The 18,521-nt window shown below is 71.0% G+C and carries 20 protein-coding genes; 13 read left to right on the forward strand and 7 right to left on the reverse strand.

Going from position 1 to position 18,521, the window contains the following annotated elements; genetic code table 11:
* Window positions 1-18 precede the first annotated feature (18 nt).
* On the reverse strand, window positions 19-1,017 hold the full coding sequence (locus ABCS02_RS02990; RefSeq protein WP_345834115.1) for a hypothetical protein: 999 nt from the start codon (window positions 1,015-1,017) through the stop codon (window positions 19-21).
* A gap of 169 nt (window positions 1,018-1,186) precedes the next feature.
* Between ABCS02_RS02990 and ABCS02_RS02995 the strand changes: the two genes are divergently transcribed.
* The 3 genes from ABCS02_RS02995 to ABCS02_RS03005 are packed head-to-tail and all read left to right on the forward strand — an operon-like array spanning window position 1,187 to window position 4,020.
* Window positions 1,187-1,534: a response regulator transcription factor gene (locus ABCS02_RS02995; RefSeq protein ID WP_345834116.1), complete on the forward strand. Its 348-nt coding sequence runs from the start codon at window positions 1,187-1,189 to the stop codon at window positions 1,532-1,534.
* Between the two features lie 4 nt (window positions 1,535-1,538).
* Complete coding sequence (locus ABCS02_RS03000) at window positions 1,539-2,222, forward strand: response regulator transcription factor (RefSeq protein WP_345834117.1); 684 nt, start codon at window positions 1,539-1,541, stop codon at window positions 2,220-2,222.
* Window positions 2,223-2,229: 7 nt separating this feature from the next.
* A complete protein-coding gene (locus tag ABCS02_RS03005) occupies window positions 2,230-4,020 on the forward strand; it encodes an ATP-binding protein (RefSeq protein WP_345834118.1) in 1,791 nt (596 codons plus the stop codon).
* A 21-nt stretch (window positions 4,021-4,041) separates the two neighbouring features.
* On the opposite strand, the gene ABCS02_RS03010 is transcribed toward ABCS02_RS03005, so the two are convergent.
* The 3 genes from ABCS02_RS03010 to ABCS02_RS03020 form a co-directional block, all read right to left on the reverse strand.
* Window positions 4,042-4,482 carry a hypothetical protein gene (locus ABCS02_RS03010; protein ID WP_345834119.1) on the reverse strand — a complete coding sequence of 147 codons (441 nt, stop codon included), beginning with the start codon at window positions 4,480-4,482 and terminating at the stop codon, window positions 4,042-4,044.
* 85 nt (window positions 4,483-4,567) lie between these two features.
* Window positions 4,568-4,924: an MGMT family protein gene (locus tag ABCS02_RS03015; RefSeq protein WP_345834120.1), complete on the reverse strand. Its 357-nt coding sequence runs from the start codon at window positions 4,922-4,924 to the stop codon at window positions 4,568-4,570.
* On the reverse strand, window positions 4,908-5,360 hold the full coding sequence (locus tag ABCS02_RS03020) for a GNAT family N-acetyltransferase (protein ID WP_345834121.1): 453 nt from the start codon (window positions 5,358-5,360) through the stop codon (window positions 4,908-4,910). The genes ABCS02_RS03015 and ABCS02_RS03020 overlap by 17 nt, the downstream gene beginning before the upstream one ends.
* Window positions 5,361-5,509: 149 nt before the next feature.
* Here ABCS02_RS03020 and ABCS02_RS03025 point away from each other — a divergent pair, with 149 nt between their 5' ends.
* Window positions 5,510-6,724 carry an NADP-dependent isocitrate dehydrogenase gene (locus ABCS02_RS03025; RefSeq protein WP_345834122.1) on the forward strand — a complete coding sequence of 405 codons (1,215 nt, stop codon included), beginning with the start codon at window positions 5,510-5,512 and terminating at the stop codon, window positions 6,722-6,724.
* An 84-nt stretch (window positions 6,725-6,808) separates the two neighbouring features.
* Here ABCS02_RS03025 and ABCS02_RS03030 read toward each other — a convergent pair whose 3' ends face one another.
* Window positions 6,809-7,597, reverse strand: coding sequence for a glucose 1-dehydrogenase (locus tag ABCS02_RS03030; protein WP_345834123.1), 789 nt, complete (start codon window positions 7,595-7,597; stop codon window positions 6,809-6,811).
* A 158-nt stretch (window positions 7,598-7,755) separates the two neighbouring features.
* Between ABCS02_RS03030 and ABCS02_RS03035 the strand changes: the two genes are divergently transcribed.
* From ABCS02_RS03035 to ABCS02_RS03075, 9 genes are all read left to right on the forward strand, one after another.
* Window positions 7,756-8,487, forward strand: coding sequence for an alpha/beta hydrolase (locus ABCS02_RS03035; protein WP_345834124.1), 732 nt, complete (start codon window positions 7,756-7,758; stop codon window positions 8,485-8,487).
* Window positions 8,487-8,852: a cupin domain-containing protein gene (locus ABCS02_RS03040; RefSeq protein ID WP_345834125.1), complete on the forward strand. Its 366-nt coding sequence runs from the start codon at window positions 8,487-8,489 to the stop codon at window positions 8,850-8,852. Before ABCS02_RS03035 ends, ABCS02_RS03040 begins: the two co-directional genes overlap by 1 nt.
* A 70-nt stretch (window positions 8,853-8,922) precedes the next feature.
* A complete protein-coding gene (locus tag ABCS02_RS03045) occupies window positions 8,923-10,104 on the forward strand; it encodes an ROK family transcriptional regulator (RefSeq protein WP_345834126.1) in 1,182 nt (393 codons plus the stop codon).
* 99 nt (window positions 10,105-10,203) lie between these two features.
* The gene (locus ABCS02_RS03050) at window positions 10,204-11,553 is read left to right on the forward strand and encodes an extracellular solute-binding protein (RefSeq protein ID WP_345834127.1); all 1,350 of its coding nucleotides are present in this window, start codon (window positions 10,204-10,206) and stop codon (window positions 11,551-11,553) included.
* 112 nt (window positions 11,554-11,665) lie between these two features.
* Entirely contained in the window at window positions 11,666-12,622 is a 957-nt protein-coding gene (locus ABCS02_RS03055) for a sugar ABC transporter permease (RefSeq protein ID WP_345834128.1), read from the forward strand.
* Window positions 12,619-13,488, forward strand: coding sequence for a carbohydrate ABC transporter permease (locus tag ABCS02_RS03060; RefSeq protein ID WP_345834129.1), 870 nt, complete (start codon window positions 12,619-12,621; stop codon window positions 13,486-13,488). Before ABCS02_RS03055 ends, ABCS02_RS03060 begins: the two co-directional genes overlap by 4 nt.
* A 5-nt stretch (window positions 13,489-13,493) precedes the next feature.
* Window positions 13,494-15,023, forward strand: coding sequence for a beta-N-acetylhexosaminidase (gene nagZ / locus ABCS02_RS03065; RefSeq protein ID WP_345834130.1), 1,530 nt, complete (start codon window positions 13,494-13,496; stop codon window positions 15,021-15,023).
* Entirely contained in the window at window positions 15,020-15,922 is a 903-nt protein-coding gene (locus ABCS02_RS03070; RefSeq protein ID WP_345834131.1) for an ROK family protein, read from the forward strand. The genes nagZ and ABCS02_RS03070 overlap by 4 nt, the downstream gene beginning before the upstream one ends.
* Window positions 15,915-16,700, forward strand: coding sequence for a glucosamine-6-phosphate deaminase (locus ABCS02_RS03075; protein ID WP_345834132.1), 786 nt, complete (start codon window positions 15,915-15,917; stop codon window positions 16,698-16,700). The genes ABCS02_RS03070 and ABCS02_RS03075 overlap by 8 nt, the downstream gene beginning before the upstream one ends.
* Window positions 16,701-16,968: 268 nt before the next feature.
* Here ABCS02_RS03075 and nagA read toward each other — a convergent pair whose 3' ends face one another.
* On the reverse strand, window positions 16,969-18,117 hold the full coding sequence (gene nagA, locus ABCS02_RS03080) for an N-acetylglucosamine-6-phosphate deacetylase (protein ID WP_345834133.1): 1,149 nt from the start codon (window positions 18,115-18,117) through the stop codon (window positions 16,969-16,971).
* Window positions 18,114-18,473: a YrdB family protein gene (locus tag ABCS02_RS03085; RefSeq protein WP_345834134.1), complete on the reverse strand. Its 360-nt coding sequence runs from the start codon at window positions 18,471-18,473 to the stop codon at window positions 18,114-18,116. The genes nagA and ABCS02_RS03085 overlap by 4 nt, the downstream gene beginning before the upstream one ends.
* Window positions 18,474-18,521: the final 48 nt, after the last annotated feature.

Below are 18,521 nucleotides of genomic sequence, written 5' to 3' on the forward strand. Positions count from 1 at the left end.
CGGCCAGGTCTGTGCGGATCAGCCGTGTGCGGCTCTTCGGACGATCCGGTGCTCGGCGCCGCGCCCGAGCGGGAGGCGGAGCAGCGGGAAGCGGTGCAGCGGAGAGGAGCCGGTGTCGATCACCACGACCTCGGCCCCCGCGTCGATCAGCTCGCCGGCGGTCGCGAGATCGACCTCGCTGCGGGTCTGGTCCGTGACGACGGCCACGCAGCCCGTCGTGACCGCGTGCCCGGCCGTGGCGGTCACCGTCACGCCGGAGGTCGCGGGGGCGACGATGCCGCGGATCGCGCGGGCCAGCTCCGCACGCTCGGCGGGGCGTTCGCCGCTGCGGCCGGGGAAGCCTCCGCCGAGGTCGAGGACGCGCAGCCGGAATCCGGCCGCCGCCTCGATGTCGGCCGCGACGCCGACCGACCGGACGATCTCGGCCACGTACTCGGCCGGCCCGGCGTCCCTCGGGAGGGCGACGGAGAGCCCCGCGATCCGGACGCCGAGCCCACGCGCGGCCGCGGCCGCGGACACCGCCTCCTCCGGGGTCATCCCGCCGACGGCGCGGTGCGCGGGCCGCGGCGTGAGCCCCGGCCGTAGCCGGAGGAGGACGCGCAGATCCTCGGGCGCGCCGGCGAAGCCCTCCACCGCGTGCGGTCCGTCGACCACGAAGTGCCGGACGCCGGCGTCGTACGCCGCGCGCGACCCGTGCGGGTGGCTGACGGGCGTCGCGTGCAGGATGCGCCGGCCGCCGATGCCGGCCGCGAGCAGCGCGGGGAGCGCCTGGTCGTGGGTCACGGCGAAGCCGCCGCCTGCGCCGGCGAACGCCGCGAGCAGGCGGGGGTGCGCGAGCGCGCTGACGTCGTACAGCACGTCGACCCACGGGAAGGCCTCCCGGAGCGCGGTGTACCGGCGGCGGGCGCGGTCCAGGTCGAGGACGACGAGCGGGAGGCCGTCGAGGCCCGCCGCGACCGCCTCGGCTGCCGTTCGGGCGGCGCCGTTCGGGAAGGCGGTTCGGGTTGCGGCGGACATCGCGTTCTCCTCGGGTTCCTCTGGCTCGGCCGGCGGGTGTCCGGGCGTTGCTGAGCTTGACTCATATGCTCCTGCCGGCGGCCGATGCGCCGCATCCGGGGGGTCACCCGTTTGCCGATGCGTGCTGGCACGGATGCGACTCCGCGGCGGCGCCGGAGAGAATCGAGGCATGTGCCTCCGTGTTGTGATCGTCGACGACCACCCACGGTTCCGGGCCCAGGCGGCCGAGCTCCTCACGCTGGAGCGCTTCTCCGTCGTCGGGGACGCCGAGACCGGCGCCAGCGGGGTCGCGCTCAGCCGTACCCTCGCCCCCGACGTGGTGCTGCTGGACGTCGGCCTCCCCGACGCCAACGGCTTCGACCTGGTGCCCGCGATGCACGAGACCGGGGCCCGGGTCGTGCTCACGTCGAGCCGCTCGCTGAGCGACTACGGGACGCGCGTGTCCGAGAGCGGGGCGGAGGGTTTCATCACCAAGGCGGAACTGACCGGTGAGGCGATTCGCAGCCTGCTAAGGTAAGCGCGTGGTCGGGGGAGACAACTCGGGTACCCGCCCGCTCCGGGTCGCAGTCGCCGATGACGCTGTGCTGCTCCGCGAGGGGATCGGGCAGATCCTGCGCGCGGGCGGCGTGGAGGTCGTGGCGTCGGTGGACACCGCAGAGCAGGCGCTCGACGTGCTCACAGACGACGACGGTGTCGACGCCGTCGTGCTCGACATCAAGATGCCGCCGACGCACACCGACGAGGGCCTCCGCGCGCTGGAGACGCTGCGCGCATCCGGGTCGCAGGTCGGCGTCCTCCTGCTCTCGATGTACACGACGGCCGGCTACGCGATCCGCGCGATGAGCGCGGGGAGCGGCACCGGCTACCTGCTGAAGGACCGCGTCGCCGACGCCGACGCGTTGGTGAACGCCGTGCGCACGGTCGCGGCCGGAGGGTCGGTCGTCGACCCGGAGGTCGTCCAGGTGCTCGTGGCCGCGCGCTCGACGGAGGCCGCGGTCGAGTCGCTGTCCTCGCGCGAGGTCGACGTGCTCCGGCTGATGGCGGAGGGGCTCTCCAACGCGGGCATCGCCGCAGCGCTGCACCTCAGCCTCCGGACGGTCGAGTCGCACATCGGCCACATCATGGCCAAGCTGGACATCGAGGAGACCACCGAAGGCCACCGGCGCGTGCTCGCGGTGCTGCGCTTCCTCGGCCGGGACGCCTGAGGCGACCATGGGGGCCGGGCGCCTCTGGCTGCGGGCCGCCGCCGTCACGGTGACCGTCGCCGTCAACGTGCTGGCGCAGGTGCTCAGCGCGGTGACCGGCGACTACGGCCCGCGGCCGCAGGGCATCGGCTGGGCCGTCGTGTTCGTCGCGGTCGCGCTCGACTACGTCGTCTGCGCCGTCATCGCCTGGCGCGCGATCCGCAGCCCGGCGCCCGGCTGGCTGATGGTCGGCGCCGCGTTCTTTTGGGCGGCGGGGGCCTGGTACCCGCTCACCCGCGACATCGGCTGGCTGTGGCCGCTGGTGGAGGGCGTGACCGACCTGTGGGCGGTGCTGGTCGGCATCCTGGTGCTCACGTATCCGGGCGGCCACCTGGTGTCGCGCTTCGACCGCGTCGTCGCGTACACCCTGAGCGGCGCGTTCCTGGTGCGGTTCCTCGGCATCCTGCTGTTCTCCTCGCCCGCACCGGCCGACTGCGGCTGCGTGGCGAACCCGTACGCGATCCTGCCGAGCCCGGACGCCGACTACTGGCTCGGGGTCGCGTGGCGCATCGTCGGCGTGGTGCTGCTGCTGACGGTCGCGGGGAGGCTGGCGGTGCGCTGGGTCACGAGCTCCCTCCCCGCCCGGCGGGTGTCGTTCGTGATGCCGCTCGCGCTGCTGCTGTGGTGCTACGGAACGGTGCAGGACTCGGTGAGCTTCGCCCTCGGCTGGGACAGCGGCGGGCTGGAGTTCGTCCCGCCGATCGCGATCGCGCTCATCCCGCCGGCGTTCGTCGGAGGCGTGTTCTACGCGCGCGGGCTGCGGTCGCGCGTGGCGGACCTGGTCATCGTCGCGCGCGACAAGGTGGACAGGGCGCTCTGGGAGTCCAGCCTCGCGCGCACCCTGCACGACCACTCGCTCCGCGTGTTCTGGTGGGACGAGCACCGTCGCGCGTACCGCACGAGCGCCGGGGACGCGATGCCGGACGGCGACAGGCCGGAGCGGCCCGGCCGGTCGACGATGGCCATCGATTCGGATCAGGGCCCGATCGCGCTGATCGAGCACGACGTGGCCCTCGGTCAGGACGACCGGCTGCTCGACGCGGTGTCCTCCGCGTTGCTGCTCTCCGTGGACAACGACCGGCTGCGCGGCCGCCTGGAGCAGACCATCCAGGAGTTGCGCGAGTCGCGCCTGCGCATCGTCGAGGAGGGCTACCTCGCCCGGCGGCGGCTGGAGCGCGACCTGCACGACGGCTCGCAGCAGCAGCTCGTGTCGCTGGCGATCGGCCTCCGCATCGCCGCGACGAAGGCCGGTGCCGCGGGCCAGGCGGAGCTCGTCGGCGACCTGGAGAAGGCGTCGGCGCAGCTCGCTGACGCGCTGAGGGAGCTCCGCGAGCTCGCACGCGGCATCCACCCGACTGTGCTGACCGACGGCGACCTGCGCTCGGCGCTGGAGGAGCTCGCACAGCGCAGCGTCATCCCGGTCGAGGTGCGCGTCGAGCCGGCCGAGCGGCTCCCGGAGGTGGTCGAGGAGACGATCTACTACTGCGTCTCGGAGTGCCTGGCGAACGCCGCCAAGCACGCCGGCGCCCGCACCTGCTCGGTGCTCGTGGCCCGCGACGATGACGGCGACGCCGTGACCGTGACCGTGAAGGACGACGGCCGCGGGGGAGCGCGCATCGAGCCCGGCGGCGGCCTGGAGGGGCTGCGTGACCGGGTGGAGACCGTCGGCGGGCACGTCGAGGTGCGCTCGGTCGCCGGGCTCGGGACGATCGTGGAGCTCGTGCTCCCCGCTCAGGTGGCCGAGGGCAGCCGGCCCTGACTGCGAACCGTCAGCGGGCGGTCACTTGTGGGTGCTGGCGGAGGCGGGCCGGACCGCGTACACCTGCGTGGCGATGGTGAAGGCGCTCCAGCCTCCCGGGCACGAGTAGGACGCGTTCGCGGGGATGCCGGAGATCGGCCACCAGCTGTCCTGGATGGTCGGCTTGGGCGCGGCGACGGTCATCGCCTTGCAGACGTCCTTCGTGAGCAGCGTCGGCGACGTGTACGTCATGATCGCCTCGCCGCTCTGCGTGTCGTAGTCGACCCGGATCAGGGTCGCGTCGGCCGGGACGAACGAGGGCGATCCGATGCGCGTGGTGTCCGCGGCGTTGAAGTCCTTGGCCGTGTCGTAGATCGAGGGTTCGACGTGCGGGGTGAACGCCGACACGACCGAGCACCCGGTGAGGGCGGCGACGAGAGGGACGGCGGCGACGGCGAGGCCGAGTCGACGGGTACGGGGCACGGACGCTCCTGGACGGGTTCACATGGACAGACCCGTCCAGTCAACACCATGAAGCTGAGCGCTTGCATCGATCGGGAGGATGATCTCAGCGTGCGTCGTGCCGGGCGCTCCGCAGATCCACCCGGTACGGCGACCTCCCGCCGCCGAGCAGGGGCGTCCCCTCGGCGCGGTAGTGCTCCAGCGCGATGTGCTCGTGGTTCGCCGGGGGATGCCCGCTCGCGCGCACGACCCGCCACCACGGCACGTCACCGCCGTAGTACGCCATGATCTGGCCGACCATGCGCGCGGCGCGCGATCCGAGCGCCGCGGCGACGTCGCCGTAGGTCATGACCCGGCCGGGCGGTATGCTGTCGACGACCGCGAGCACGCGCGAGGCGAAGTCGTCGCCGTCGGAGTCGCCGGACGACCGCTCGGACCCGTGCGGCTCAGAGGTCGAGGGCACCGATGGTCTCGCCGTACTGCGTCTCTCCGATCGGCTGGAAGCCGGTGCGCAGGAAGAACTGCTCCGGGCCGAGCTCGCCGGACTCCCAGATCACGTGGAGCCGGGTGACGCCGCGGTCGCGCGCCTCGGCCGCGAGGGCCTTGACCGCGAAGGTGCCGATGCCGCGGCCCTGGTCGTCGGCGTCAACGTTGATGCGCCAGAGGATGGCCTTGAACTCGTCGTGCTCGGCGTAGGGGTTGAAGTCGCCCATGATGAAGCCGACGACGTCGTCGCCGTCGAGGACGACGCGCTGCCACGACGTCGACGGGTCGGCGACCGCGGCGGCGGCCGAGTACGAGACCGGAGCGATGAACTGCTCCTGGCCGGGCTTCAACGACAGCGCGTTCGCCGCGACGACGGTCTTCGCGCTCAACTCTTCCAGTCTCAACTCAGCCATAACGAAAGGGTAACGTGCGAGGCGACCCGCGCATAGTCGGCGGGGTGCGGCTGACGGGACGCTGACAAAACTGTCTCGATGTCAAGATAGTTGCCGGACTCGGGTAAGCTGTCTCCGGCTGAAAAACGGCACAGACCTCAGGAGAACCAGTGGACAAGATCAAGGTTGATGGAACGGTCGTCGAGCTCGACGGCGACGAGATGACGCGGATCATCTGGAAGGCGATCAAGGACTCCCTCATCCACCCGTACCTCGACGTGAACCTCGAGTACTACGACCTCGGCATCCAGAAGCGCGACGAGACCGACGACCAGATCACGATCGACGCGGCGCACGCCATCCAGAAGCACGGCGTGGGCGTCAAGTGCGCGACCATCACCCCAGACGAGGCCCGCGTCGAGGAGTTCGGCCTCAAGAAGATGTGGAAGAGCCCGAACGGCACCATCCGCAACATCCTCGGCGGCGTCGTGTTCCGCGAGCCGATCATCATCTCCAACATCCCGCGGCTGGTCCCGGGCTGGAACAAGCCGATCGTCATCGGCCGTCACGCTTTCGGCGACCAGTACCGCGCCACCGACTTCACCTTCGACGGCCCCGGCACGCTGACCATGAGCTTCCAGCCGGCCGACGGCGGCGAGGCCCAGTCGTTCGAGATCTACCAGGCTCCGGGCGCCGGCGTCGCGATGGGCATGTACAACCAGGACGAGTCCATCCGCGACTTCGCCCGCGCGTCCTTCAACTACGGCCTGGACCGTCAGTACCCGGTCTACCTGTCGACCAAGAACACGATCCTCAAGGCCTACGACGGCCGGTTCAAGGACCTCTTCCAGGAGGTCTTCGACACCGAGTACAAGGAGAAGTTCGACGCGGCCGGTCTCACCTACGAGCACCGCCTGATCGACGACATGGTCGCCTCCAGCCTCAAGTGGGAGGGCGGCTACGTCTGGGCGTGCAAGAACTACGACGGCGACGTGCAGTCCGACACCGTCGCGCAGGGCTTCGGCTCGCTCGGCCTGATGACGTCCGTGCTCACCACCCCGGACGGCTCGGTCGTCGAGGCGGAGGCCGCGCACGGCACGGTGACCCGTCACTACCGCCAGTACCAGCAGGGCAAGCCGACCTCCACGAACCCGATCGCCTCGATCTTCGCCTGGACGCGCGGCCTCGCGCACCGCGGCAAGCTCGACGGCAACCAGGACCTCATCGACTTCACCCACACGCTCGAGGACGTCGTGGTGAAGACGGTCGAGCAGGGCAAGATGACCAAGGACCTCGCCCTCCTGGTCGGGCCGGAGCAGGAGTACCTGACCACGGAGCAGTTCCTCGACGCGATCAGCGAGAACCTGAAGGCGCGCGTGGCGTAACCAGCCACACCTCATTCGTGCCGAATGTCGACTCCTGTAGTGCTGGAGGCGACATTCGGCACGAGTGTTTAACGGGGATGGTGCTCAGCGCGCCGTCCACCCGCCGTCGATCGCCAGCGTCTGTCCCGTGATGAGCGACGCCGCCGGCGACGCGAGGAACGCCACCGCCCCCGACACCTCGCGCGGCACCCCGATGCGGTGCAGCGCCGCGATGCGCTCGATCGTGTCTGCTCGGAAGGCGTCGTCGGAGAGCGCGTCGGCCGTGCCGTCCGTCTCGATGAAGGTCGGGGCCACGGCGTTCACGCGGATGCCGTAGCCGCCCCACTCCACCGCGAGGCAGCGGGTGAGGTGGACCACCGCGGCCTTCGCCGTGCAGTAGGACGACTCAAGCGGGAGGGCGACCAGCCCGGCCTGCGACGCCACGTTGACGATCGCGCCGCCGCCGTTCGCGCGCATGCTCTTCGCGACGTGCTGCGCGAGGAAGAACGTGGACCGCGTGTTCAGCTGCCAGACGCGCTCGAAGTCCTCCTCGGTGACGTCGATCGCGGGCGCGTTGATCCCGCCGCCCGCGTTGTTCACCAGGATGTCGATCGGGCCGAGGTCGGCGGTGACCTCGTCGATCGCTGCGCGGCAGGTGGCGAGGTCGAGCACGTCCATGCGGATCGCCCGCGCCGTCACGCCGAACGCCTCCAGCTCCGCTACCAGCTCGGCCGAGCCGTCGGGGTCGCGCACGCCGAGCACGACGTCGGCGCCCTGGCCGGCGAGTTCGAGGGCGATCTCGCGGCCGAGGCCGCGGCTGGCGGCGGTCACCAGGGCGCGGGAGCCGGTCAGGGCGAAGGGGGTGCGGGCGAGGGCGGGGGAGGAGTCGGTCACGAGGTGGAGTGTAGCTTCCTGCGCGAACGAGGCCCTGCCAGCGTGCCGTCCGCGGACGTACACTCCTGCCATCGTCCGGTTTCCGGCACCGGCGGGCGTTCAGCGGCGACCCGGCGGCGAGCAATCACGCTGGGTCACACGTCTCACGAGGTGACACGATGACAGAAGGCGACAGCGCCGGCGCCACGGTGGTGCTGGTGCACGGGGCGTTCGCGGACGCCGGCAGTTGGGCAGCACTCACCGAGGTGCTGCAGGCGGAAGGCGTGACAGTGCTCGCGCCGTCGAATCCGCTGCGGGGCATCGGATCGGATTCGGCGTACATCCGGAGCGTGATCGGGCAGGTCGACGGCCCGGTGCTCGCGGTGGGGCACTCCTACGGCGGCGCGGTGATCACGAACGCAGCCACCGGTCTCGGGAACGTGAAAGGGCTCGTCTACGTGGCGGCGTTCGCGCCGGACGAAGGGCAGACCCTCGGCGAGATCGAGGGCACCTCGCGCGACAGCGCGCTGGCGTCGGCCCTGGTGCAGCGGAACTTTCCGGTCGGGACGGGCGACGAGACCGCGGTGGAGTTGTACGTCGCCGCAGCGGACTTCCCGCAGGTGTTCGCCGGCGACCTCCCTGCCGTGCAGGCCGCGGTTCTCGGCGCCTCGCAGCGTCCGGTCGCGGCGTCGGCCTTCGATGAGCGGAACGGGGTGCCGGCCTGGAAGAGCCTCCCGTCGTGGGCGGTCGTCGCCACCGGCGACAAGGCCGCGGGGGCGGACGTCGTCCGGCGGATGGCACAGCACGCCGGCGCCGACATCACCGAGGTGGAGGGCTCGCATCTGGTGATGCTGTCCCAGCCGCGGCGCGTGGCGGAGGTCATCCTCGCGGCGCTGCGCGCGGTCGGCTGATGCCGGAGGACGAGGCGCCGGCCGACGAACTGGCGGGGAGGCTGAAGCGCACGGAGGTGCAGCGCGCCCCCGCCTCGATTCCGGGGCGCGAGATCGTGCAGGTGCTCACGGAGATCCCCGAGGGCGTGGAGTCCGGATGGCACGTGCATCCCGGGGAGGAGGTCGGCTACATCGTGGAGGGCACCGTGGAGATGCGGATCCAGGATCGTGAGACGCTCCTCCTGCATGCGGGCGACGGCTTCCTGATCCCGCCGGACACTCCGCACGATGCCCGGGACCTCGGCCCGGGCCTCGGCCGGATGCTCTCCACGTACCTCGTCCGGGTGGATGAGCCGCTGGCGCGTTTCGTCCACGTCGACGGCTAGCCGGATTCTTCGTGTAACGACTTCATTTCGCTGCTTGCATTTCTTTTGTTCGTAAGCTTTACTAACAAACATGACCACGACGGATGTGCTCGGCAGCGCGGGAGGCCTCGGCCCCGGCAGGGCGCTCCGTCCGCGCTCCAAGGTCCTCCCGGAGCACGCCCGCAGCCACAACCGCTCGCTCGTCCTCCAGACCCTCTACCGCTCCGGGCAGCGCAGCCGTGCGGACCTCGCCCGGGAGACCGGCCTGACCCGCGTGACCGTCTCCGACCTCGTCGCCGAGCTGCTGGCCGAAGGTCTCGTGGTGGAGCTCGGGCAGCGGGAGTCCGCCCGGCCGGGCAAGCCCGCCGTGCTCCTCGACATCAACCGGACGGCCCACCAGATCGTCGGCGTCGACCTCAGCGACCACGACCGCTTCCGCGGCGCGGTCATGGACCTCGACGGCGAGCTGCTCGCCGAGGCGGAGGTGCCGCTCGAAGACGGCGACGGGGAGTCCGCCACCGGCGAGGGCGCCCTCGCCAAGGTCCGCGCGCTCGTGCAGCAGCTGGTCGGCGCGGCCACCGCCCCGATCCTAGGCGTCGGCGTCGGCTCGCCCGGCGTCGTCGACCTGTCCGGCACCATCCTCACCGCGCCCAACCTCGGCTGGACGGACGTGCGGCTGCAGGACGACTTGCACCGGCTGACCGGCCTCCCCGTCGTCGTCGCGAACGACGCCAACGCCGCCGTGCTCGCCGAGCACAGCTACGGCGGAGCGACCGGCGACATGATGCTCATCCGCGTCGGCCACGGCATCGGCGCCGGCCTCATCATCGCCGGCACGCTCGTCTACGGCAGCCACTTCGCCGCGGGCGAGATCGGCCAGGTCATGGTCGGCACCGACCTCGGGCTGGACGCGACCTACACCCGGGAGCAGGTGCTGGAGCACTGGCTCAGCGTGCCGCAGCTGCAGCGCGGCATCCGGGGGGCCGAGGCCGCAGGTCGCGACGCGACTCCCGTCCTCCGCGAGGCCGGCCAGCGGCTCGGCATCGCCCTCGCGCCGGTCGTCGGCGCCCTCAACCTGTCGGAGCTCGTGCTGAGCGGCCCGACCGATCTGCTCGATGGCCCCCTCGCCGAGGCGACCATCCACACGCTCCGGAACCGGACGATGGCGGAGAACCACGCCGACCTCGCGGTCCGGATGACCACGCAGGGGCAGGACATCGTCCTGCGCGGCGCGGCCGTACTCGTCCTCTCCGGACAACTCGGGGTCTCGTAACACAGCACCGTGCAACTCCACGACCCCTGCACCGACGGTGTGATGCGACCGCACACACTGACCCACTCAAGAAAGCCCGAACGAATGAAGGGAACAGCAATGAAGAGAAAGCTCGTCGGCCTCGCCGCTGTGGCTACGGCTTCCGCTCTCGTGCTCGCCGGATGCGCCTCTGGCGGAGCCCAGGCTCCGAGCACCGATGGGAAGGGCAAGACGGTCACCCTGTGGCTCGTCGGCTCCGACACCCCTGACGCGCTGCGCAACTACCTGAAGACCGAGTTCAACAAGGAGACCGGGGCGACGCTCAAGATCGAGCAGCAGGACTGGGGAGACATCGTCACCAAGCTCACCACCTCGCTCCCGGACGCGAACAACACGCCGGACGTGACGGAGATGGGCAACACCCAGTCGCCGACCTTCACCAACGTCGGCGCGTTCCTCGACATCTCGGACATGTACAAGGACCTCGGTGGCGACAAGCTGCTCCCGTCCTTCGTCGAGGCCGGCAAGGTCGACGGCAAGAACTACACGCTGCCGTACTACTTCGGCTCGCGCTACATGTTCTACCGCAAGGACGTCTACAACGCGGCCGGGGCCTCGGTGCCGACCACGCTCGACCAGTTCAACAGCACCGTCGCCGACATCACGGCCAAGAACCCGAAGGGGATCCCGAACTTCTCCGGCTTCTTCCTCGGCGGTCAGGACTGGCGCGACGGCATCTCCTGGATCTTCGCGAACGGCGGTGACATCGCCAAGAAGGAAGGCTCCAAGTGGGTCGCCACGCTCGACTCGGCGAACTCGCTGAAGGGCCTCCAGCAGCTGCAGGACATCTACAAGAACGCGTCCAAGGCCCCGAACGACGCCAAGGACTCGAACCAGTACATCTACCTGAACGACGCCGATCAGACGGTGGACGCCAACGGCAACAAGACCGGTGACACCTCGCTGGCCGCCGCCACCATCATGGCTCCGGGCTGGGCGCACTGGTCGATCGGCGACCTGTCCACCAAGGACGGCAAGGCGGTCCGCACCTGGAACGACAACACCTTCGGCACCTACGTGCTGCCGGGCAACGACGGCAAGCCCGCTCCGGTCTTCGCCGGCGGCTCCAACATCGGCATCTCGGCCAAGTCCAAGAACCCGGGCCTGTCCAAGACGCTGCTGAAGATCATCTTCAGCAAGGAGTACCAGGAGATGCTCGGCAAGAACGGCCTGGGCCCGGCGAACTCGGACTACATGTCCTCGCTCGGCGACGACCAGTTCGCGAAGGCGCTCATCGAGTCGGCCTCCAACTCGAAGCTGACCCCGGCCGCTCCGGGCTGGGCCGGTGTCGAGGCGGCGAACGTGATGGAGGAGTTCTTCTCCAAGATCCGCGACTCGTCCGACCTGAAGGGCCTCGCCCAGCAGTACGACACGAAGATCAACGCCCTCCTCAACGTGAAGAACGGCTGATCGCCTCCACCTAGCACCAACCCGCAGGCGAGGGCGCGGAAGCAGCACCACCCTTCCGCGCCCTCGCTCCTGCCCCCAGACTTTTGACTACCAACCCGGAAGGAGGACCGCCGTGACGACCACCCGCGAACCCGTGACCGCCGCGCCGACCGCGAGCGCACCCGCTCCGTCCGCGCCGCGCAAGCGCCGAGGCCGGCTCACCCCCTACGCCCTGCTGCTGCCGGCCATCCTCATCCTGCTCCTCGCGCTCGGCTACCCGATCGTCTGGCAGCTCATCACGTCGATGCAGCACTTCGGGCTCGCCCAGCAGTTCGGCCGGCCCGCGCCGTTCGTCTGGTTCGACAACTACATCACGCTGTTCTCCGACCCGTACATGTGGGTCGTCGTCGGCCGCTCCATCGTCTTCTGCCTCGTCACCGCCGGCGTCACCGTCGTGATCGGCGTCGGCCTCGCCCTCCTGATGACGGGCATCTCGCGCTTCCCGCGGATCTTCCTCCAGATCACGCTGCTGCTCGCCTGGGCCATGCCCGTCGTAGCCGCGATGACCGTCTGGAATTGGCTGTTCGACTGGCGCCGCGGCGTGATCAACAACGTCCTGACCTCCTGGGGGCTGGACTTCCAGAACCACAACTGGCTGCAGAACCCGCTCTCGTTCTTCTTCGTCGCCGGTGTCATCGTCACGTGGATGAGCGTGCCGTTCGTGGCGTTCTCGGTCTACGCCGGGCTCACCCAGGTCTCCACCGAGGTGCTGGAGGCCGCGCAGGTGGACGGCGCCAAGGGCCCCCAGCGGCTGCGGTACATCATCCTGCCGATGATCCGCCCGGTGCTCGGGATCGTGCTGCTGCTGCAGATCATCTGGGACCTGCGGGTGTTCACCCAGATCAAGCTGCTGCAGGACAAGGGCTCCATCGCCAGCGAGACCAACCTGCTCGGCACCTACATCTACCAGCTCGGCGTCGGATCGAGCGACTTCGCGATGGCCAGCGCCGTCTCGGTGTTCGTCCTCATCCTGACCATCGCCCTGAGCTGGTTCTACGTCCGCCACCTGCTCAAGGAGGACCAGTCATGACCACCGTCGCCGGCGACCGCAAGCTGAAGCAGAAGGTCCGCCCCGGCCGCATCCTCCTCGGCGCGCTCGCCGTGGTGCTCGGGCTGATCTGGGTCTTCCCGGTCTACTGGATGCTCAACTCGTCGCTGCTGCCGAACGTCGTACTGCAGAGCTCCACCCCGACCTGGCTGCCGTTCGGCGGCTCGTTCGACAACTTCTCGGCCGTCGTCAACGGCGGGACGTTCTTCCCGGCGCTCGGGATGAGCGTGGTCGTCGCGCTCGTCACCGTCGTGTTCTGCCTGGCGTTCGCGTTCCTCGCGGCGCTCGCGATCAGCCGGTTCAAGTTCCGCGGGCGGACGTCGTTCGTGCTGGCCGTGCTGCTCATCCAGATGCTGCCCGCCGAGGGCCTGTTCATCGCCCAGTACAAGCTGATGGGCTCACTCGGCCTCCTGAACACGGTGATCGGCGTCAGCATCATCTACATCGCCGCCGTCGTGCCGTTCACGATCTGGATGCTGCGCGGCTTCGTCGCCGGCATCCCGGCCGACCTCGAAGAGGCCGCGATGGTGGACGGGCTGAGCCGCACGCAGGCCTTCCTGCGCATCACCTTTCCGCTCCTCGCACCGGGTCTCGTCGCGTCGGGCGTCTACGCCTTCCTGCAGGCCTGGAACGAGTTCACGGTGGCGCTGGTCATCCTGCAGGAGAACAGCAGCCAGACGCTGCCGCTGTGGCTGCGCGGCTTCATCCAGCAGTCCGCGTCGCGGGCGACCGACTGGGGGCAGGTGATGGCGGCCTCGACCCTGGTGGCGGTGCCGGTCATCATCTTCTTCCTCCTCGTCCAGGGCCGCATGACCAGCGGGCTGGTCAGCGGGGCGGTCAAGGGGTGAGCGGGATGTCGGTCACCCAGCCCAGCGCGACCGACACCGCCCTCCGTCGCAGCATCGCGGCGACCCTCCTCCCCGGATTCCTGGGGACCACGCTGCCCGCGTGGCTGGAGGAGCGCCTGCGGAACGGTCTCGGCGGGGTGTGCGTGTTCGGCCAGAACGTGGAGTCCGTGGCGCAGCTGCGCGCGCTGACGGACGCGATCTACGCCGCGAACCCCGACGCCATCGTCGCGATCGACGAGGAGGGCGGCGACGTCACCCGGCTGTACTACGAGACGGGCTCGCCCTTCCCCGGCAACGCCGTCCTCGGCCGCCTCGGCGACGACGCGTACACCGAGGGCATCGCGCGCCGGGTGGGGGAGGAGCTCCACGCGGCCGGTGTGAACCTCGACTTCGCGCCCGACGTCGACATCAACTCCAACGCGGACAACCCGGTGATCGGGGTGCGCAGCTTCGGCTCGCTGCCCGCGGTGGTCGCCGAGCAGGGCGCCGCCTGGACGCGCGGACTCCAGTCCGCGGGCGTCGCGGTCTGCGCCAAGCACTTCCCCGGGCACGGCGACACGGCGGCCGACTCGCACCTGGAGCTTCCCGTCGTCGAGCTGACACTGGAGGAGCTGCGCGAGCGTGAACTGGAGCCGTTCCGCGCCGTCATCGACGCGGGCGCACGGACGGTGATGACCTCCCACATCCTGCTGCCGCGGATCGACCCCGACCTGCCTGCGACGTTCAGCCGCACCATCGTGGAGGGCCTCCTCCGCGGCGAGCTGGGCTTCGAAGGCGTCGTCGTCACCGACGCGCTCGACATGCACGGCGCGAGCGGGGAGCGCGGCATCCCGGAGGCCGCGGTGCTGGCGCTCGCGGCGGGGTGCGACCTGCTCTGCATCGGGACCGAGAACACCGACGCGCAGCTCGCGGAGATCGAGGACGCGATCGTCGCGGCGGTCGCGGAGGGACGCGTAGCCGCGACCCGGATCGAGGAGGCTACCGGGCGCGTGCTCGCGCTCGCCGGGGCGGTGCGGGCGGACGGCGCCGCGCACGAGCCCGCGTCGGGCCGAGCCGGGGTCATCGACCCCGCGGACGTGCGTCGCGCCGCCGAGGCGTTCGACATCTCCGAGCACGCGGCGTCGTGGCTGCGGTCTCACCACGGCCGGTACTCCGTCGTCCGTGTCGACACGGTCGCGAACATCGCGATCGGCGAGGCGCCGTGGGGTCCGTTCGCGGAGGTCGCTGCCGAGGCGGACGGCGCGACCTCGGCCTTCGCGGCCAACCCGCTGGTGGTGTTCACCGAGGGCGACCATCCCGACCTTGTGCTCGCCGCGCAGTCCCCGGTGCTCGTGGTCGGCAAGGACAACCACCGGCACGCCTTCGCGCGCGCGGCGATCGACCGGCTGCGCGCCGATCGCGACGTGCTCGTGGTGGACATGGGCTGGCCGAGCGACGACCGCCGCTACGCGGACATCGCGACCTTCGGCGCCTCCCGGCTCGTCGGGCGCACGCTGATCGAGCTGCTCGACGGCGAACAGGGGCTCACCCCGTGAGGCTCGGCATCGACATCGGCGGCACCAAGACCGACGCCGTCGCGGTCGACGACCTGGGCGGACTGGCGCAGCGGGTCCGGCTGGCGACCGGGTTCGGCCACGCGGCGGTCGTGGAGACCGCCGTCGCCGCAGTGGCTCGGATCGGCGAGCTCACCGGGCTGCCGGCCGGTGGCTTCACCTCCATCGGCATCGGCATCCCCGGAATGGTGGACAGCGCCTCCGGGCACGTCGCGCACGCGGTCAACCTGGGTGTCGAGCGGCTCGCGCTCGGCGGCGAGCTGGCCGGGCGGCTGGGCGTCGGCGTGCGCGTCGAGAACGACGTGAAGGCGGCCGCGCTCGGCGCCTTCCACCTGCTCGGCCTCGACGGCTCGATGGCGTACCTCAACCTCGGTACGGGGATGGCCGCAGGCATCGTCGTGGACGGGCGGCTCTGGCGCGGCGCGTCCGGCGTCGCGGGCGAGATCGGGCACCTCCCGGTCGACCCGGCCGGCGCGCTCTGCGGCTGCGGCCAGCGCGGCTGCCTGGAGACCGTCGCGAGCGGTTCCGGCATCGCCCGGCAGTGGCGGACGGACGACCCGCTCCCGGCTCGCGCGCTGTTCGCGGCGGCGGCGGAGGGCGACCACGAGGCGAGGGAGATCGCCGCTAGGCTTGCGGAGGGCATCGCCGCAGCGGTGCGGGTCCTCGTGCTGACCGTGGACGTCGACACCGTGGTGATCGGCGGCGGCCTGAGTCATCTCGGGGACCGGCTGCTTCGCGACGTCCACGAGGTGCTCGACGGATGGGCGGAGACGTCCCCGTTCCTCGCGTCGCTCGCGCTGTCCCGGCGGGTGCGCCTCGTTCCCGAAGGAACACCCGTTGCCGCGCTGGGTGCGGCGCTCGTTGGAGGAGCAGATGGCTGAAGTCGTGGTGGTGGCGGACAAGGACGCGGCGGGCGAGCTCGCGGCGGAGTCCATCCAGGCGCTGATCGCCGCCAAGCCCGACGCGGTGCTGGGCCTGGCGACCGGGTCCACCCCGCTGCCGGTGTACCGGGCGCTGGCCCGGCGGGTCGCGGAGGCCGGAACCGACGTCTCCCACGTGCGCGGTTACGCGCTGGACGAGTACGTCGGCCTGCCCGCCGGCCACCCGGAGTCGTACCGGTCGGTCATCACCCGCGAGGTCGTGGAGCCGCTGGGGCTGACGCCCTCGCTCATCCACGTCCCGAACGGCGCCCTCGCGACGATCGAGCACGCGGGAGCCGACTACGAGCGGGCGATCGCGGAGTCCGGCGGCGTGGACGTGCAGCTGCTGGGCATCGGCACGGACGGTCACATCGGCTTCAACGAGCCCGGGTCGTCGTTCGCGTCGGTCACGCGGGTGAAGACGTTGACCGAGCAGACCCGGCGCGACAACGCCCGGTTCTTCGCCAGCGAGGACGACGTGCCCATGCACTGCATCACCCAGGGTCTCTCGACCATCCTGCGGGCGCGGCACCTGCTGCTTCTGGCCTTCGGGGAGGGCAAGGCGGAGGCGCTTGCCGGCGCGGTGGAGGGCCCGGTGTCGGCCTCCAACCCCGGCTCGGCCATCCAGCTGCACCCGCATGTCACCGTGCTGGTGGACGAGGCCGCCGCCTCCCGCCTGCGCAACATCGACTACTACCGCTACGCCTACGACCACAAACCCGCCTGGCAGCACCTGTAACCCCGCCCCCGCACCCCACCTCTGTCGCGAACGGAGGAGATCCCGCCCCCACGGCCCCTGATCTCCTCCGTTCGCTGTTTTTTGGGAGTCGCGTGACCCTGAACTCCTCCGTTGACGACAGCGGTTGGTAACGGAGGAGATCGGGGCTGGCGAGGGGCCGGATGTGGGGTAACGGAGGAGATTCGGGGCTGGGTGGGGTGGATGTCCTCCGTTAGCCGCGAAGGGAGCCCGGGGAGGCGGGGTGCCGGGTGGGGTGGGTGCAGCCGGGTTAGAGGAGGTGGCCGGCGGCCAGGACCTGGTGGACGTGCCAGTCGTGGTCGAGGAGGACCGCGTCGGCAGCGAAGCCGGCGTGGAGGCGGCCGAGGCGGGATTCGCCGAGCGCTTTGGCCGGGGTCGCGGTGAGCGCGGTGACCGCGGTCACCGGGTCGAGGCCGACGCGGGTGATCGCGTTGCGGAGGGCGGCGTCCTGGGTGAGGGTCGATCCCGCGATCGTGGTGGTGCCGGAGAGCACGGCCAGGCCGTTGCGCACGCTGACGTTCAGGCCGCCCAGGCGGTAGTCGCCGTCCGTCGCGCCGGCCGCGGCCATCGCGTCGGTGACCAGGGCCACCCGCCCCGGCGCCTCCCGGAACAGCAGGCCAGCCACCGACGGGTGCACGTGGAGGCCGTCGAGGATGAGCTCCAGCGTCACCTCCGGGTTCTCGATCGCCGCCATGACCGGGCCGGGCGCACGGTGGTGGATGCCGTTCATGGCGTTGAACGCGTGCACCAGTAGCCGCGCGCCGACCTCGAACGCGCGCTGCGCCTGCTCGTAGTCGGCCGCGGTGTGGCCGATGCCGACGACGACGCCGGCCTCGATGAGCACGCCGATCGCCTCCAGGGCGTTGGGCAGCTCGGGCGCGATGGTCGCGGTGCGGAGGGTGCCGCGGGCGGCGCCGATCAGCTCCTCCACCATCTCGGGGCCGGGATCGCGCAGGAAGGCGTCGTCGTGCGCGCCGCGCCGCTCGCGGGCCAGGAACGGCCCCTCCAGGTGCGAGCCGAGCACCATCGGGTCGACCTTCGTCAGGTCGGCCACGACGCCAAGGCTCTCGCGCAGGGAGGCCAGCGGGTTCGCGACATGCGAGACGAGCGCGCGCGTGGTGCCGTGCGCCCGGTGCGTCGCGAGGGCAGCGAGCATCTCCTCCGGCCCGTCGTCGTACGGGTGCCCTCCGCCGCCGTGGCAGTGCAGGTCGATGAAGCCGGGGGTCAGCCAGTGGCCGCCGGCGTCGATCACCTCGCGGCCGGGGACGCGGGCGGCCTCGTGCCAGCCCGTGCCGGAGCCGGTCGCGACGATCGTGTCGTCCTCGGCGACCAGCCAGAACTCGTCGACCCGTCCGCTCGCATCCACTTTGCGGGCGTCATGGACGACGACGCCGCTCATGCGAACTCGCGCCGCCCGTTGATCACGCCGCTCACGGTCGCCACGACCGCGAACACCAACGCGACGATCGGCTGCCCCAGACTCCACCAGGCGAAGGCGGCGCAGCCCATCACGACGATCTCCACGAGCGCCTTCACGAACGCGTCGACGTGGAGCACCGCCTTCGGGGAGCGGAACAGCGCCCACAGCAGGATCGCGAGCACCGGAGCGCCGATGCCGACGACGATGTTCCACGGCAGCGGCCACGCGGCGAATCCCCAGATGCCCAGCGAGACGATGGCGAACAGCTCCAGCACGAAGCGGAGGATGTCGTTGGGCCCGACCTTGATCGGGGTCTGCTGGTCGTGCGTGGTCACCGGCTCAGTCTACCGATCCGGGTCGGCCGTGGCTGAGCGCCCGCCGAT

Source organism: Microbacterium sp. X-17 (genome assembly GCF_039615055.1).

Bases quoted from the DNA above. Each gene is read 5' to 3' on its own strand.
- ABCS02_RS03005 (WP_345834118.1), top strand. From the start codon at position 2,230: ATGGGGGCCGGGCGCCTCTGGCTGCGGGCCGCCGCCGTCACGGTGACC.
- ABCS02_RS03050 (WP_345834127.1), top strand. From the start codon at position 10,204: ATGAAGAGAAAGCTCGTCGGCCTCGCCGCTGTGGCTACGGCTTCCGCT.
- ABCS02_RS03020 (WP_345834121.1), bottom strand. From the start codon at position 5,360: ATGGCTGAGTTGAGACTGGAAGAGTTGAGCGCGAAGACCGTCGTCGCG.
- ABCS02_RS03045 (WP_345834126.1), top strand. From the start codon at position 8,923: ATGACCACGACGGATGTGCTCGGCAGCGCGGGAGGCCTCGGCCCCGGC.
- ABCS02_RS03060 (WP_345834129.1), top strand. From the start codon at position 12,619: ATGACCACCGTCGCCGGCGACCGCAAGCTGAAGCAGAAGGTCCGCCCC.
- ABCS02_RS03035 (WP_345834124.1), top strand. From the start codon at position 7,756: ATGACAGAAGGCGACAGCGCCGGCGCCACGGTGGTGCTGGTGCACGGG.
- nagZ (WP_345834130.1), top strand. From the start codon at position 13,494: ATGTCGGTCACCCAGCCCAGCGCGACCGACACCGCCCTCCGTCGCAGC.
- ABCS02_RS03040 (WP_345834125.1), top strand. From the start codon at position 8,487: ATGCCGGAGGACGAGGCGCCGGCCGACGAACTGGCGGGGAGGCTGAAG.
- ABCS02_RS02995 (WP_345834116.1), top strand. From the start codon at position 1,187: ATGTGCCTCCGTGTTGTGATCGTCGACGACCACCCACGGTTCCGGGCC.
- ABCS02_RS02990 (WP_345834115.1), bottom strand. From the start codon at position 1,017: ATGTCCGCCGCAACCCGAACCGCCTTCCCGAACGGCGCCGCCCGAACG.
- ABCS02_RS03075 (WP_345834132.1), top strand. From the start codon at position 15,915: ATGGCTGAAGTCGTGGTGGTGGCGGACAAGGACGCGGCGGGCGAGCTC.
- nagA (WP_345834133.1), bottom strand. From the start codon at position 18,117: ATGAGCGGCGTCGTCGTCCATGACGCCCGCAAAGTGGATGCGAGCGGA.